The organism is Euzebya sp., assembly GCF_964222135.1.
GTDB lineage: Bacteria > Actinomycetota > Nitriliruptoria > Euzebyales > Euzebyaceae > Euzebya.
This window is the reverse complement of sequence record NZ_CAXQBR010000080.1, coordinates 1-16,407: the sequence shown is the minus strand read 5'-3', so window position 1 is coordinate 16,407 and position 16,407 is coordinate 1. Positions and strand designations below refer to the sequence as shown.

General features: G+C 70.9%; 12 protein-coding genes and 1 tRNA gene. All 13 read left to right on the top strand.

The annotated features are described in order from the left end of the window. On the top strand, positions 1–724 hold a 724-nt coding region (locus tag ACEQ2X_RS17840; protein ID WP_370327196.1), incomplete at its 5' end, for an SDR family NAD(P)-dependent oxidoreductase. Between the two features lie 142 nt (positions 725–866). Next, a tRNA-Trp gene (locus tag ACEQ2X_RS17835) sits at positions 867–939 on the top strand. A gap of 122 nt (positions 940–1,061) precedes the next feature. Beyond that, on the top strand, positions 1,062–1,280 hold the full coding sequence (secE, locus tag ACEQ2X_RS17830) for a preprotein translocase subunit SecE (protein ID WP_370327195.1): 219 nt from the start codon (positions 1,062–1,064) through the stop codon (positions 1,278–1,280). 5 nt (positions 1,281–1,285) lie between these two features. Beyond that, positions 1,286–2,209, top strand: a complete 924-nt coding sequence (gene nusG, locus ACEQ2X_RS17825; protein WP_370327198.1) for a transcription termination/antitermination protein NusG — start codon at positions 1,286–1,288, stop codon at positions 2,207–2,209. A 92-nt stretch (positions 2,210–2,301) separates the two neighbouring features. Then, positions 2,302–2,727, top strand: a complete 426-nt coding sequence (rplK, locus tag ACEQ2X_RS17820) for a 50S ribosomal protein L11 (protein ID WP_370327194.1) — start codon at positions 2,302–2,304, stop codon at positions 2,725–2,727. A 74-nt stretch (positions 2,728–2,801) separates the two neighbouring features. Then, on the top strand, positions 2,802–3,542 hold the full coding sequence (gene rplA / locus ACEQ2X_RS17815) for a 50S ribosomal protein L1 (protein WP_370327193.1): 741 nt from the start codon (positions 2,802–2,804) through the stop codon (positions 3,540–3,542). A gap of 43 nt (positions 3,543–3,585) precedes the next feature. After that, on the top strand, positions 3,586–4,686 hold the full coding sequence (locus tag ACEQ2X_RS17810; RefSeq protein ID WP_370327192.1) for a class I SAM-dependent methyltransferase: 1,101 nt from the start codon (positions 3,586–3,588) through the stop codon (positions 4,684–4,686). Then, complete coding sequence (locus ACEQ2X_RS17805) at positions 4,683–5,525, top strand: methyltransferase domain-containing protein (RefSeq protein ID WP_370327190.1); 843 nt, start codon at positions 4,683–4,685, stop codon at positions 5,523–5,525. Before ACEQ2X_RS17810 ends, ACEQ2X_RS17805 begins: the two co-directional genes overlap by 4 nt. 53 nt (positions 5,526–5,578) lie before the next feature. Then, positions 5,579–6,790 carry a serine hydrolase domain-containing protein gene (locus ACEQ2X_RS17800; RefSeq protein WP_370327189.1) on the top strand — a complete coding sequence of 404 codons (1,212 nt, stop codon included), beginning with the start codon at positions 5,579–5,581 and terminating at the stop codon, positions 6,788–6,790. 315 nt (positions 6,791–7,105) lie between these two features. Next, on the top strand, positions 7,106–7,627 hold the full coding sequence (gene rplJ / locus ACEQ2X_RS17795) for a 50S ribosomal protein L10 (RefSeq protein ID WP_370327188.1): 522 nt from the start codon (positions 7,106–7,108) through the stop codon (positions 7,625–7,627). Positions 7,628–7,692: 65 nt separating this feature from the next. Next, positions 7,693–8,079: a 50S ribosomal protein L7/L12 gene (rplL, locus tag ACEQ2X_RS17790; RefSeq protein WP_370327187.1), complete on the top strand. Its 387-nt coding sequence runs from the start codon at positions 7,693–7,695 to the stop codon at positions 8,077–8,079. Positions 8,080–8,440: 361 nt separating this feature from the next. Further along, positions 8,441–12,148, top strand: coding sequence for a DNA-directed RNA polymerase subunit beta (locus ACEQ2X_RS17785; RefSeq protein WP_370327197.1), 3,708 nt, complete (start codon positions 8,441–8,443; stop codon positions 12,146–12,148). Between the two features lie 44 nt (positions 12,149–12,192). Beyond that, entirely contained in the window at positions 12,193–16,281 is a 4,089-nt protein-coding gene (locus tag ACEQ2X_RS17780) for a DNA-directed RNA polymerase subunit beta' (RefSeq protein ID WP_370327186.1), read from the top strand. Positions 16,282–16,407: the final 126 nt, after the last annotated feature.

Here is a 16,407-nt window from a genome sequence, read left to right as displayed (position 1 = left end):
CATCGACGGCGACGACCTGGTCGCCTCGCTCGACGGGGTGTCCCCCGGCGACCGAACCCACCCGGAGACGACACCCGTGATCGGTGATGTCGCGGACGCCGAGGTCGCGGACCGGGCGGTCGCGGCCGCCGTCGACGCCGGCCACCTGCGCGTGGTGGTCGCCAACGCGGGCAGGGCGATCGACCACGCGTTCACCGGCCAGGACGACGCCGACTGGGCGACGGTCCACCGCAGCGTCCTCGACGGCACCCGGACGGTCGTGCGCGCCGCTGCCCGGCGCATGCAGGCCGATGCCGAGGAGGAGCTCGCGGCCGGGCCAGACGCGGTGGCCTCGCCGCGTCGCGTGATCACGACCGTCCCCGCGGCGGCCCTGACCGCGACCGCCGGGGGATCGGCCTCCGCCTCAGCGGGCGGCGCCGTGCTCTCGCTGACCCGCACCCTCGCCCGCGAGCTCGGCGGGTGGGGCATCCGGGTGAACGCCGTCGTCGTCGGCCACATCGAGACGCGGCTGACCCAGGCGCTGCCCGACGGCGTCGCGCTGCCGAGCCGCGACCACCCCGGACTGCCCGAGCCCGTCCGGCAGATGGCTGCCGCCACCACCGCCCTGGGGCGCTTCGGCCACCCGGACGAGGTCGCCGCGGTCCACGCCTTCCTGTCAGGCCCCGGCGCGGACTACGTCACCGGCGCGGTGATCCCCGTGACCGGCGGGTTGATCGGCACCTGAACGGCCGTGGACACGTCGGAGGGGTGGACCTAGACTCGTCCGTCCCACCGCCCAGTGGCGGTGGGATTTCCACTGCTCGAGCGCAGGGCCGGTTCAGGTGACGTGATCGTCGCAGGACGCCACCCTGGGACGAGCACCCCCCAGGGGCGTAGCTCAATTGGTAGAGCGGCGGTCTCCAAAACCGCAGGCCGGGGGTTCGATTCCCTCCGCCCCTGCTCCCCACAGACCGCCCGGACCACCACCCCGTCGACGGACGCGCACAGCCAGCCCGCCCGCACGGCCCGGGGCAGCCACGCACAGTCCACGCACGCCCGACCCGCAACCGATCAGGCCCACGATGAGCGACACAACCAACAGCGGTGCCCCGAAGGCGCGCACCGGCCCGGCCCAGTTCCTGAGGGAGGTGCGGACCGAGCTCCGGCGCGTCGCGTGGCCGTCGCGCGGCGAGGTCGTCCAGTACTCCCTGATCGTGCTGGTGACGACCCTCATCATCGGCGCGTTCATCTTCGGGCTCGACCAGCTGTTCGGCCAGCTCGTCTTCTGGATCTTCGGGTGAGCGACATGAGCGACGAGCCCACCCCGACGCCCGCCGAGGCCCAGTCCGACACCGCCCCCGCCGACACCGTCCCCGCCGACGCCGTGGCCGAGGACACCCAGCCGGCTGAGGGGACCGACGCCGCCGACGCGGTCCAGCAGGACGAGCCCGCGGAGACCACCGCCGACGAGGATGCCGCCGCGGCGTCAGAGGCCGAGTCCGAGGACGACCTCGACGACCTGCTGAGCGCCGCAGGTGCCGACTCCGCCGTCGACACCGACCCGGCCGCCGAGGGCCCCGTCGAGCTCGAGGAGGAGGACGCGGCCGACGCCGACGTCGAGCAGGACGCCGTCCCCGCAGAGCCCGCCCCCAAGCGCCGACCCAACCCGATGCTGTTGCCGGGCGACTACTACGTCGTCCACACCTACGCGGGGTACGAGGCGAAGGTGAAGGAGAACCTCGCCAGCCGGATCCAGTCCATGAACATGGACGACCGGATCTACGAGGTCATCATCCCGACCGAGGACGCCGTCGAGATCAAGGGCGGCAAGAAGCAGCAGGTCAAGAAGAAGGTCTTCCCCGGCTACGTGCTGGTGCGCATGGATCTCGACGACGAGTCCTGGTACGTCGTGCGCAACACCCCCGCCGTCACCGGCTTCGTCGGCCCCCCCGGCACCCGTCCGGTCCCCCTCTCGCGCAGCGAGGTCGAGAAGATCCTCGTCCAGCCGGAGGAGGAGGACGAGGCAGCGCCCGGCGAGAGCAAGGTCAAGAAGACCGTCATCGACTACGAGGTGGACGAGAACGTCCGCGTCACGTCCGGCCCCTTCGCCGACTTCACCGGGACGATCTCCGAGATCAACGCCGACCAGGAGAAGCTCAAGGTCCTGGTGTCGATCTTCGGCCGCGAGACCCCCGTCGAGCTGACCTTCGACCAGGTCGCGAAGCTCTGAGCGCGCCCCCGCGGCGTGACCCCCTAGACCCCCACCCAACCCGTTGTGGGAGGGCCTGACGGCCCACTTGCACCACGAAGGAGACACCCACCATGGCCAAGAAGGTCGTCGGCCTCATCAAGCTCCAGATCCCCGCGGGGCAGGCAACCCCCGCCCCGCCCGTCGGTCCCGCGCTGGGTCAGCACGGCGTGAACATCATGGAGTTCTGCAAGGCCTACAACGACAGGACCCAGGCCCAGACCGGGAACGTCATCCCGGTCGAGATCACGGTCTACGAGGACCGGTCCTTCAGCTTCATCACCAAGACCCCCCCGGCGGCCAAGCTGCTGCTCAAGGCCGCGAGCCTCGAGAAGGGGTCCGGCGAGCCGAACCGCAACAAGGTCGGCCAGATCTCCCGCGGCTCGGTCCGCGAGATCGCCGAGATGAAGATGCCGGACCTCAACGCCAACGACCTCGACGCCGCCACCAAGATCATCGAGGGCACCGCGCGCTCGATGGGCCTCGTGGTCGTCGACTGACACCGGCGTCAGCACACCCAACCCGACGTGGGAGGGCGCGGACAGCGTCCGCCTGCACCACTTAGGAGCACACCATGGCAAAGCGAGGAAAGCGGTACGAGGCGGCCCTGGCCAAGATCGACCGCGAGCGCGAGTACAGCCCGTCCGACGCGATGCGGTTGGTCAAGGAGACGACCACCGTCTCCTACGACGCCACCGTCGAGATCGCCGTCCGGCTGGGCGTCGACCCCCGCAAGGCCGACCAGATGGTCCGCGGGTCCGTCATCATGCCGTCCGGCACGGGCAAGACCATGCGCGTCGCGGTCTTCGCCGAGGGGCCCAAGGCCACCGAGGCGACCGAGGCGGGCGCCGACATCGTCGGTTCCGACACCCTGGTCGAGATGATCGAGGCCGGTGACCTCGACTTCGACGTCCTGATCGCCACCCCGGACCAGATGGGGAAGGTCGGGCGCTTCGGGAAGGTGCTCGGCCCCCGCGGCCTGATGCCCAACCCGAAGACCGGCACGGTCACGATGGACGTCGAGAAGGCCGTCGGCGACGCGAAGGGCGGCAAGGTCGACTTCCGCGTCGACCGCCAGGGCAACGTCCACGTGCCGATCGGCAAGGCGTCCTTCACCGCCGACCAGCTGTGGGCCAACTACAACGCCACGATGGAGGAGCTGCACCGGTTGAAGCCGGCGTCCGCGAAGGGCCGCTACATGCGGTCCATCGCGGTGTCGACCTCCCAGGGGCCCGCGATCCGCATCGAGCCGCGCACCCGCGACGAGTTCGAGGACGCCATGGCGGATGCCCCCGCCGAGGTCACCCCCGTCTAGCCCTGCCCGACGGTCTGGTCGGCCACCAACCCCGGAGGTGCCCGTGACCGCAGCGGACGTCGATGCGCTGCTGCGACGGCCCTTCGACCACTACGCGCGCTACCGGCTCGCCGCCGACGTGGTCCTCGCGACCGCCGGCCCGGATGCCCGGGTCCTCGACCTCGGCGGCGGGCCGGGGTCGCTCCAGGCGTTCCTGCCGGACGCGGCGGTCACCTCGACCGACATCGAGGCGCCGTCGTCGTGGCACGCCCAGGCCCCCTCCCTGGTGCTCGCCGACGGCGCGGCGCTGCCCTTCGCCGACGACGCGTTCGACGTCGTGGTGACCCTCGACACCCTCGAGCACGTCGTCCCCGCCTCGCGGGCCGCGTTCCTCGAGGAGGTGGCCCGCGTCGCCGGCAGGTGGGCGCTCGTCGTCTGCCCCTTCGACACCCCGGGGGTCGCCGACGCCGACATCGCACTGCGCGCCTACGTCCGCAACCGCTTCGCGCCCGACCTGCCGACGATCGCGATCCTCGACGAGCACATCGGCTACGGGCACCCGGACCTCGACGCCAGCCGCGACCGGCTGGCCCGCCACGGCCCGGTGGCGCCCATCCCGAGCGGCCGGCTGGACCGCTGGTTCGCGGGCATGCTCGCCTTCTTCCACCTCCTCGCCCTCGGCGACGACGAGCCGGTCGAGGTCGTCCAGCGGTTCTACAACCGCACCTTCTACGCAGCCGACCTCGCCGCCCCCTCCTACCGCCACGGGCTGCTGCTCCGCACCTCCGACGAGGCGGTGGATCCCGCCGACGTGGTCGCGCCGATGCTCGAGCGCGCCGCCGCGGACCCCGCGGCGGACGCCGACCTCAGCCTCCTGCGGGTCGTGCTGGCCGAGTCCCTCGTGGCCTCCACCCAGCGCGCCCGCGCGGACAGCGTCGACGCGCACCAGCGCAGCGCCGCGCTCGAGGACGAGCTGGCCGCCGCGGTCGCCGCCGCGGACCGCGCCCGCGCCGACGCCGCGGCCGCGGAGGCGGCACGTGCGGCGGAGACAGCCGCCCGCGAGGCGCTCCAGGCGAGCCACGACGAGCTCGCGGCCTTCCGGGACGCCGTGATCGCACATCCGCTGATGCGGGTGCGGCGCCTCCTGCGCCGTCTGGCGCGATGACGTCCGAGGGGGTCACCCCCAACCCGCCGGCGTTCGAGGCAGCGGTCCGCGCCCACCTCGCCCCCCACCGTGAGCAGTTCAACTACGACGCGCTGGTGCACACGGCCCTCGACAACGCGCGGTTCCACCGCTGGGCGGCCCTCGTCGACCGGTTCCGCCCCCTCGACGGCGCATCGTTCCTGTCGAGCGGCTGCGGCATGGGCGGGTCGCTGCTCGCCTACCACGACGCCGGTGCGAGCCGCGTCACCGGCGTCGAGGTCGATGCCGCCACCGTGGAGATGGCGCGGCTGCGCGTCGCCGAGATCCCCTCCGCGGAGGTCCATCGCGTCGAGCCGGACCCGCCGCTGCCGTTCGACGACGGGGCCTTCGACGTGATCGAGTCCATGGACGTCATCGAGCACGTGCCCGACCCCCGCAGCTACCTCGCCGACCTGGTGCGGGTCCTGGCCCCCGGCGGGCTGATCCTGGTCGTCACCCCGAACCGGCTGTGGCCCGTCGAGCAGCACCTCGGCATCGCCGGGCCGCCGTGGCTGCCGGTCGCCGCCGCCGACCGGCTGTTCGGCCGCCTCGCCGGAGCGCGATGGCTCGACGACGACCGGCGCTTCCGCTACAGCCGCCTCGCCGGCATGCGGACCCAGAACATGAGCCTGCGCCGCCTGCGCGCCCTGGCCGTGGAGGCCGACCTGCACCTCCGGGTGCTCCTCCGCGAGGGCGGGGACCACCCCCTCCCGCCGGACCACCCCCGGAGCGAGCGGCTGCTCGCCCACCCGATCGGCAAGTTCGTCGCCCCCGTCCGCACCCTCGCGGTGACCCTCGAACGGCGGTCCTCGCGCGGGTGAGGGGGGCCGTCCGGCCTTGGGGAGCCCGGGAGTGGAGACCTACAGTGGTTCCCGTGAGCACCACGGAGCGCCAGACCCCGACGCCTGAGACCCCGACCGCGCCGTTCACCCAGCCGCGGTTCCGACCGCTGGTCAACGCGTTCCGGGACCTGTTCGGCCGGCGGCGCGACGGGGGAGGGGCGCTGGCCGTGTACCAGCACGGCGAGCCCGTGGTCGACGTGTGGGCGGGGTACGCCGACGTGGACGCCGGCACGCCCTGGGCGCCGGACACGATGGCGATGTCGTTCTCCACCTCGAAGGGCGTCACCTCGACCCTCGTCCACCGGTTGGTGCAGAAGGGCGTCCTGGACCTCGACGTGCCCGTGGCGACGTGGTGGCCGGCCTTCGCGGCAGAGGGGAAGGAGGACATCACCCTCGTCGACATCCTCACCCACCGGGCCGGTCTGCACCGGATCCGGGGGGTGGCCGAGGCGCCCGGCGACCTGCTCGACCACCGCAGGATCGCCGCGCTGCTGGCCGCGCGTCCGCCCGGCCCCGAGCGCGGCCGCCCCGCCTACCACGCGATGACGTTCGGCTACCTGGTGGCAGGGGTCGTGGAGCACGCCACGGGCCGGGACTTCGCCGACCTGCTGGCCGAGGAGGTCGCCACCCCGCTCGCCGCGGACGGCCTGTACATCTCGACCCCCGCCGCCGAGCACCACCGGATCGCCCCGTTCTTCCAGGACCTGTCCTTCCTCGGCCTCAACATGGCGCGCGTCGGCCACTACCTGAAGTACGCCCGCCGGCTCCGCCCCTTCGTCGACGCGCTGCTGCCGCACGGCTTCGACGAGTTCATGAACTCACCGGCGCTGTGGGGTGCGGTCATGCCCGCCGCCAACGGGGTCTTCACCGCTCGGTCGCTCGCCCGGATGTACGCGCCCCTCGCCTCCGGCGGGATCTTCGAGGGCGAGCGGTACCTGGAGGCCGACGTCCTCGAGCGCGCCGGCAAGGTCCAGACCCGCCAGCGCGATGCGGTCCTCGGCATGCCCATGCGCTGGCGGCTCGGGTACCACCAGGCGTTCGTGCTCGGCAGCGACCAGCCCCGGTTGGGGTTCGGCCACTTCGGCCTCGGCGGCTCCGGCGCGTGGGCGGACCCCGAGACCCGCATGTCGATCGCGTTCACCACCAACCGCCTCGGCATGGCCACGACCCCGCTCGCCGACGTCCGCCTCGCCCGCCTCGGCGCAGTGGCCCTCGAGTGCGCGCGAACGCCAGTGAGCGCGTAGGAGACAGGCCGGGGGGCGCTCCCGACGCGTCAGCGGCGGGGGGGGGGGCGGGCGCGCGGAGCCTCTAGGCGACTGGCCGACACAGGCACGATGGGCGCGTTGCGGCTCCGCGGGGCGGCGCGTACCCTCGGCCCAGCCCATGACCGCTGGTGTGCCCCGGCACGTAAACCCCGCGCAGGTGAGAGACCCGCTCCACTGGTGAGCACCGTGTCCCACGCCCTGCGCCGCTGACGGCCAGGGCGTTCGTCGTCTCCGAGCGATCACGCCGGCCCACGACGCCAGACCACCCGACACGCCCACCACGAGGAGCCCCCGATGGGAGCACGCCAGGAGAAGACCGCGGTCGTCGACAAGATCCGCGAGGACCTCGGCGCGACCACCGCGACCGTCTTCACCGAGTACCGCGGCCTGACCGTCCAGGAGATGGCGGACCTCCGCGCCAAGCTGCGTGAGAGCGGCGGGACCTACACGGTCGCGAAGAACACCCTGATCCGACTGGCCGCGGCCGAGGCCGGATACGACGTGCCGCGCGAGACCCTGACCGGTCCGACCGCCCTCGCCTTCACCGGCGACGACGTGGCCGGCGTCGCGAAGGCCCTGCGCGCGTTCGCGAAGGACCACCCCGAGCTCGTCGTCAAGGGCGCCGTCCTCGAGGGCAACTTCCTCGACGGCGAGGAGGCCGGAAAGCTCGCGGACCTCGAGAGCGCCGAGGAGCTGCTGGCCAGCTTCGCCGGGATGTTCGAGACCATGCTCGCCTACATGCCGCGCATGGCCGACGACCTGCTGACCGAGACCGAGGGCCTGATGACCGCCCTCGAGGCCAAGAAGCCCGAGTAGCCGGCCCCGCCGGCCCCCACCCGAGACCACCCCAGACCCCCAGACCCCACCAAGGAGCACGAGCAATGGCCAAGATCGCCGTCGACGACATGATCGCTGCGTTCGAGGAGATGACCCTCCTCGAGCTGAAGGAGTTCCGCGACCGGTTCAAGGAGCACTTCGACGTCCAGGCCGCCGCCCCCGTCGCCATGGCCGCCCCCGGGGCTGCCGGCGGTGGCGACGCCGCCGCGGAGGAGGAGACGGACTCCTTCGACGTCATCCTCGCCTCCGCCGGCGAGAAGAAGATCCAGGTCATCAAGGAGGTGCGCGCCCTCACCAACCTCGGCCTGAAGGAGGCCAAGGAGCTGGTCGACGGCGCCCCCAAGCCGATCCTGGAGGGTGCGAACAAGGACGACGCGGAGAAGGCGAAGGAGGCCCTCGAGGGCGCCGGCGCCACGGTGGAGCTCAAGTAGCCAGCCCCACCTCGCGAACACCCGCACGGCGGGGCGGCCACGGTCGCCCCGCCGTCGCGTTCCACCGGCCACACGCCACCGCCCGTCAAGCACCCGACGTTGCGGCCGGGTGCTTGACGGGTAGTCTTCCGACGTGCACCCTTAGAGGATTCGCACGGGACGAGGGAGTCGTCACGAGCAACCGCATCGGTCTCCGCGAGGGGACAGCACCCGACGAGACGCAGCGCGAGCCTGACTTGTGCTGCGCTTTGCCGTCCTCTGGGACCCCGCCCACCCCTGGACCCACGTCGCACACCAGGGCGGCACCCCCCGCGCGACACGTCGTCGCGCCCCCGACCCGCTAGCGCAGCCCGCTGGCCGCCTGCGCGCCGCAGGCGGGTCGTCTCTCCCGACCACCTCCACCCACGCATCCACTGCAACCCATAGAGGAGCAGCAGCCTTGTCGACGCTCTCGCCCGACTCCGTCGCGTCCCGCCTGTCGTTCGCAAAGATCGACGAACCCCTCCCGATCGACGACCTCGACCTGGTCGCCATCCAGCGGGACAGCTTCGAGTGGCTGACCGGTCGCGGGCTCGGTGAGGTCCTCTCCGAGCTCTCGCCGGTCGAGGACTTCACGGGCCAGATGGCCCTCAGCCTGACCGACCACCAGTTCGAGGCCCCGAAGCACTCCACGGAGGAGTGCCGCGAGAAGGACCTCACCTACTCCGCGCCGCTCTTCGTGACCGCCGAGTTCGTCAACGCCCAGACCGGCGAGATCAAGCAGCAGAAGGTCTTCATGGGCGACTTCCCGATGATGACGGAGAAGGGGACCTTCATCATCAACGGGACCGAGCGGATCGTCGTGTCCCAGCTGGTCCGCAGCCCGGGCGTCTACTTCGACACCGACGTCGACAAGACGACGGGGCGTGACGTCTACGGCTGCAAGATCATCCCCTCCCGCGGCGCCTGGCTCGAGTTCGAGATCGACAAGCGCGGGTTCGCCGGCGTGCGCGTGGACCGCAAGCGCCGCCAGTACATCAGCGTGCTGTACCGCGCGCTGAAGGCGATCACCTTCAACGCCGAGACCGGCGAGTACGAGCTGGCCGCCCGCGAGGTGCTCGACACCCCCGTCTCCGACGACGAGATCCTCGAGTTCTTCGGCGTCCTCGGCGACCCCGACGGCTTCGACGAGTCCCGCCGCGAGATCCGCGAGATCATCGACCGGACCCTCGCGAAGGACAACATCGCCACGCCCGCCGAGGCGTTGATGGACATCTACCGCAAGCTGCGCCCGGGTGAGCCGCCCACCCCGGACTCCGCCGGCCAGCTGATGATCAACTACTTCTTCAACGGCAAGCGCTACGACCTCGCGCGCGTCGGGCGGTACAAGGTCAACAAGAAGCTCGGCGAGGAGCAGGTCCACCTCGGGATGCGCACGCCCGAGGAGGCGAAGCCGCGCCAGGAGGACCCCACCCCCCAGCGCCTGCTCGACGCCGCCGCCGCGGAGACCCGCGACGTCCGGCCGGTCGCCCTGGCCGACGAGCCGGCGACCCCGATCGGGCACGTGCTGACCAAGGAGGACGTGCTCGCGACGATGCACTACCTCCTCGGCCTGGCGACCGACGTCCGCGACCCCAACGGCCAGCAGCGGTACTTCACCGACGACATCGACCACTTCGGGAACCGCCGCGTCCGCAGCGTCGGCGAGCTGATCCAGAACCAGGTCCGCATCGGCCTGTCCCGCATGGAGCGCGTCGTGCGCGAGCGCATGACGACCCAGGACGTCGAGACGATCACCCCGCAGACGCTGATCAACATCCGGCCGGTCGTGGCGAGCCTGAAGGAGTTCTTCGGGGCGTCGCAGCTGAGCCAGTTCATGGACCAGACCAACCCGCTGTCCGGTCTGACCAACAAGCGGCGCCTGTCGGCCCTCGGCCCCGGCGGCCTGTCCCGTGAGCGCGCGGGCTTCGAGGTCCGCGACGTCCACCCCTCCCACTACGGGCGGATGTGCCCGATCGAGACCCCTGAAGGTCCGAACATCGGCCTGATCGGGTCCCTCGCCACCTACGCCAAGCTCAACGAGTTCGGGTTCATCCAGACCCCGTACCGCAAGGTCGTCGACGGCCAGGTCACCGACGAGATCGAGTACCTGACCGCTGACGAGGAGGACCGCTTCAACATCGCGCAGGCGAACGCCCCGCTCGACGGCGACGGCCGCTTCGTCAACGAGCGCGTCCTGGTCCGCCTGCCGGGCGGCTCGCCCCGCGAGATCCCGGCCGGCGGTGTCCAGTACATGGACGTGTCGCCGCGCCAGATCGTCTCGGTGGCCGCCGCGATGATCCCGTTCCTCGAGCACGACGACGCGAGCCGCGCCCTGATGGGCACGAACATGCAGCGCCAGGCCGTGCCGCTGCTGCGCTCGGACAGCCCCTACGTGGGCACCGGCCTCGAGTCGAAGGCCGCCCGCGACGCCGGTGACGTCGTCATCAGCGACCAGGGCGGGACCGTGGTGGAGGTCGCCGCGGACCGCATCATCCTGAAGACCGAGCAGGGGACGCTCGAGAAGCACTTCCTCGCCAAGTTCGAGCGCACCAACCAGGGCACCTGCTACAACCAGCGCCCCCTGGTGGACGAGGGCGACGAGGTCCTGCCGGGCCAGGTCATCGCCGACGGTCCCTGCACCGACACCGGGGAGATGGCCCTCGGCCAGAACCTCCTGGTCGCGTTCATGACCTGGGAGGGCTTCAACTACGAGGACGCGATCATCCTCTCCGAGCGCCTCGTCAAGGAGGACGTCCTCACCTCGATCCACATCGAGAAGTTCGAGGTCGACGCCCGCGACACCAAGCTCGGCGCCGAGGAGATCACCCGGGACATCCCGAACGTCTCCGAGGACGTGCTGGCCCACCTCGACGAGCGCGGCATCGTCCGCATCGGCGCCGAGGTCAACCCAGGCGACATCCTGGTCGGCAAGGTCACCCCGAAGGGTGAGACCGAGCTGACCCCCGAGGAGCGGCTGCTCCGCGCGATCTTCGGCGAGAAGGCCCGCGAGGTCCGCGACACCTCCCTCAAGGTCCCCCACGGCGACACCGGCATCGTGATCGGCGTCCGCACGCAGTCGCGTGAGGACGGCGACGAGATGCAGCCGGGCGTCAACGACCTGGTCCGCGTGTACGTGGCCCAGAAGCGGAAGATCTCCGACGGTGACAAGCTCGCCGGCCGCCACGGCAACAAGGGCGTCATCTCGAAGATCCTCCCGATCGAGGACATGCCGTTCCTCGCCGACGGGACCCCCGTCGACGTGGTGCTGAACCCCCTCGGCGTCCCCTCCCGCATGAACGTCGGCCAGGTCCTCGAGACCCACCTCGGGTGGGTCGCGTCGAACGGCTGGCGCTTCGACGACAAGCCCGAGTGGTTCGACCGCATGGGTTGGGGCGCCGACATGCTCGACCACGACCCGCAGAAGCTGGCGACGCCGGTGTTCGACGGGTGCCGCGAGGACGAGCTGCAGGACCTGCTCGAGCACACCAAGGAGGGTGCGGGCGGCGAGCGCATCGTCAACCGCGCCGGCAAGGCCCAGGTGTTCGACGGCCGGACCGGCGAGCCCATCGACCAGCCGATCACCGTCGGCTACATGTACATCCTGAAGCTGCTGCACCTGGTGGACGACAAGATCCACGCGCGGTCCACCGGCCCCTACTCGATGATCACCCAGCAGCCGCTGGGCGGTAAGGCGCAGTTCGGCGGCCAGCGGTTCGGCGAGATGGAGGTGTGGGCCCTCGAGGCCTACGGCGCCGCCTACGCCCTGCAGGAGCTGCTGACGGTCAAGTCCGACGACGTCGTGGGCCGCGTGAAGGTCTACGAGGCGATCGTCAAGGGCGAGAACATCCCCGAGCCCGGCATCCCCGAGTCGTTCAAGGTGCTCGTCAAGGAGATGCAGAGCCTCTGCCTCAACGTCGAGGTGCTGAGCGCCACCGGCGAGGAGATCGAGTTCCGCGACTCCGACGAGGACGCCTTCCGCGCCGCCGAGGAGCTCGGCATCAACCTGAGCCGCCCCGAGCGCCAGACCGACGACTTCGCCGCGTCCTAGGACCGGCCAGCTGATCACGAGTCCCACAGGAGGACCACCACCGAATGCTTGACGTCAACAACTTCGACGAGCTGAAGATCTCGCTGGCCACCGAGGACCAGATCCGGATGTGGTCGAACGGCGAGGTCCGCAAGCCCGAGACGATCAACTACCGGACGCTCCGCCCCGAGAAGGACGGGCTGTTCTGCGAGAAGATCTTCGGTCCCACGCGCGACTGGGAGTGCCCCTGCGGCAAGTACAAGCGCGTCCGCTTCAAGGGCATCATCTGCGAGCGCTGCGGTGTGGAGATCACCCGCTCGAAGGTCCGCCGCGAGCGGATGGGCCACATCGAGCTGGCCGCCCCGGTCACCCACATCTGGTACTTCAAGGGCGTCCCGTCGCGCCTCGGGTACCTGCTCGACATGGCGCCGAAGGACCTCGAGAAGGTCATCTACTTCGCGGCGTACATCATCACCTCCGTCGACGACGAGGGTCGCGCCGAGGCGCTGCCCGACCTCGAGAAGGAGATCGGTGCCGACAAGAAGCGGCTGGAGAAGGAGCTCGAGGTCGAGCGCGAGCAGCTGCTGAGCGAGCTCGAGACCACCCTCGCCGAGATGGAGGCGGAGGGCGCGAAGTCCGACCAGATCAAGAAGAAGCGCCGCGAGATCGAGAAGCAGATCAAGGGCGTCACCGAGCGGGCGCAGGACCGCGCCGACCGCCTCGACGACGTGCTCGAGCTGTTCCGGTCCCTCGAGGTCAAGCAGCTCGTCGTCGACGAGATGCTGTACCGCGACCTGCGCGACCGCTTCGGCGAGTTCTTCACCGGCGGCATGGGCGCGGAGGCCATCCGCACCCTGCTCGGCCAGGTCGACTTCGAGGGCGAGTCCGAGCACCTGCGCGAGGTCCTCGCCGACGAGGCCGAGAAGATCAAGTCCGGCAAGCGCAAGACGCGGTCGCAGAAGGCGACGCGCGCCGTGAAGCGCCTGAAGGTCCTCGAGGCCTTCCGGACCACCGGCAACGACCCGACCTCGATGGTCCTGAAGGCCGTCCCGGTCATCCCGCCGGACCTCCGCCCGATGGTGCAGCTCGACGGTGGCCGCTTCGCGACCTCCGACCTGAACGACCTGTACCGCCGCGTGATCAACCGGAACAACCGGCTGAAGCGGCTGATCGACCTCGGCGCGCCCGAGATCATCGTCAACAACGAGAAGCGCATGCTGCAGGAGGCCGTCGACGCGCTGTTCGACAACGGCCGCCGCGGCCGCCCGGTCACCGGGCCGGGCAACCGCGCCCTCAAGTCCCTCTCCGACATGCTGAAGGGCAAGCAGGGCCGGTTCCGCCAGAACCTGCTCGGCAAGCGCGTCGACTACTCCGGCCGCTCGGTCATCGTCGTCGGCCCGCACCTCAAGCTCCACGAGTGCGGCCTGCCGAAGAAGATGGCGCTCGAGCTGTTCAAGCCGTTCGTCATGAAGCGGCTGGTCGACCTCAACTTCGCCCAGAACATCAAGTCGGCGAAGCGCATGGTCGAGCGCCAGCGCCCGCAGGTGTGGGACGTGCTCGAGGAGGTCATCGGCGACCACCCGGTGCTCCTCAACCGCGCGCCCACGCTGCACCGCCTCGGCATCCAGGCCTTCATCCCGAAGCTGGTCGAGGGCAAGGCCATCCAGATCCACCCACTCGTCTGCAGTGCGTTCAACGCCGACTTCGACGGCGACCAGATGGCCGTCCACGTGCCGCTGTCCGCCGAGGCCCAGGCCGAGGCGCGGCTGCTGATGCTCAGCTCGAACAACATCCTGAGCCCGGCGAACGGCCGCCCGCTGGCCACGCCGACCCAGGACATGGTGCTCGGCGCCTACTACCTGACCTACGCCGAGGGCGTCGACGAGTTCGCGACCGCTCCCGACGAGGGCCTGGTCGAGGCCGTCCGGGCCGGCGAGCGCCGCATCCCCTCCTTCGCCGGCGTCCACGAGGCGATCATGGCGATGGACCGCCGTGAGGTGACCCTCCAGGACTGGTCCGTCGTCCGGCTGCGCGGCAAGGTCATCCGCGAGGACGCGCTGTTCGACCCGATCGTGGAGGACGGCGACGAGGCCGGCGTGCCGGTCGACCGCGTCGTCGGCGAGGAGGACGGGCTGCGCCTGCTCCGCGACGACGGCAAGGGCCTGCGGGTCCTGACCACCCCCGGTCGGGTGCTGTTCAACGAGATCTTCCCCGCGGAGATGCCGTACAAGAACGAGCTCCTCACCAAGAAGGGCCTGGCCAACCTGGTCAACCGCTGCGCGGACGAGTTCGCGCAGTGGCAGACCGCCGAGGTCCTCGACCGGATGAAGGACATCGGGTTCGAGTTCAGCTCGCGTGCCGGCGTGACCGTGTCCATCGCGGACGTCACCCCGCCACCGGCGAAGCAGGAGCTGGTCGACGCCGCCGAGGCGCAGGCCGCCCAGGTCGAGACGCGCTTCGAGAAGGGCCGCCTGACCCCCGAGGACCGGCGCAACGCCCTGATCGACATCTGGTCCACCACCAAGGACCAGGTGCAGGACGCGATGGAGCGGAACTTCGAGACCGCCGAGCGGACCAACCCGATCTGGATGATGTCGCACTCCGGTGCGCGTGGGTCCATGGGGCAGCTGGTCCAGATCGCCGGGATGCGCGGCATGGTCGCGAACCCGCGCGGTGAGATCATCGAGCGGCCGATCAAGTCGAACTTCCGCGAGGGCTTGAGCGTCCTCGAGTACTTCATCGCCACGCACGGCACCCGCAAGGGCCTGGCCGACACCGCCCTGCGGACGGCCGACTCGGGCTACCTGACCCGTCGCCTCGTCGACATCGCCCAGGACCTGATCATCCGCGAGGAGGACTGCGGCGTGACCCGCGGCGTCCCCGTGCTGGTCGGCGAGCGGGACAGCCAGACGCTGTTCGGCCGCATCCTGGCCCAGGACGTCATGTACCCGGGCACCGAGGAGGTGCTGCTGGAGACCGGCACCGAGATCGCCGACGGCGAGATCCGGGCCCTGCGCAGCGTCCTGGTCAAGGGGCTCCACCCCGAGACGGGCGAGCCCCTCGAGACGACCGCCGAGACCGACGCCGAGCGGACCATCCGCGTCTACAGCGTGCTGAACTGCGAGGCCGAGGTCGGCGTCTGCGCCAAGTGCTACGGCCGTGCCCTCGCCGAGGGCCGGTCGGTCCAGATCGGTGAGGCCGTCGGCATCGTCGCCGCCCAGTCCATCGGTGAGCCGGGCACCCAGCTGACCATGCGGACCTTCCACTCCGGTGGTGTCGCGGGTGAGGACATCACCCACGGCCTGCCGCGCGTCGTCGAGCTGTTCGAGGCGCGCAGCCCCAAGGGGAAGGCCGAGATCTCCCCGGTGTCCGGCACCCTCACCATCGAGGGTGGCGACAAGGGCATCGACCTGCACATCGACCCGGGCAACGACGAGGAGGTCATCACCATCTCGGTGACCACCCGTGCCCGCATGGCCCGCGTGCCCGACGAGTCCTCGGACGTCGAGGGCGTGACCCGCGAGCTGCAGAGCGGCGACACCGTCCGCGTCGGCCAGCAGCTGACCGAGGGGTCGATCGACCCCCACGAGATGCTCGAGATCCTCGGCGCCCGCGAGACCCAGAAGCTCCTCGTCGAAGAGGTGCAGAAGGTCTACGGCGCCCAGGGCGTGTCGATCCACGACAAGCACATCGAGCTGATCGTCCGCCAGATGCTGCGGCGCGTGAACATCATCGAGCCGGGCGACACCGACTTCCTGCCCGGTGAGCTCGTCGACCGCCTGAAGTTCGCCAAGGGCAACCGCCTGGCGCTGGACGAGGGCATGCAGCCCGCCAACGGCCGCCAGGTGCTCATGGGCATCACCAAGGCGTCGCTGGCCACCGACAGCTGGCTGTCCGCCGCGTCGTTCCAGGAGACCACCCGCGTCCTCACCGAGGCCGCGATCGAGGGCAAGTCCGACGCCCTCAACGGCCTCAAGGAGAACGTCATCATCGGGAAGCTCATCCCCGCGGGGACCGGGCTGCGCAAGTACCGCGACATCGCCGCGGTGCCGACCGAGATGCCCCAGCAGCTGATGCCCGCCGACCTGCTCGACAGCTTCGGCGAGGGTGGCGACTGGGACACCGACGAGGCCTGGTCGGAGAACGTCTACTAGGCGCTCCGCCACCACACCACGGCGACGGCCGGTCCCCCCGGGGGCCGGCCGTCGCCGCGTCCGGCCCGGGGGCGGGGGGGGGGCGGGTAGGCTCCGCGTGGGGTGGAGCCCGCGCGCGGGGAGGAC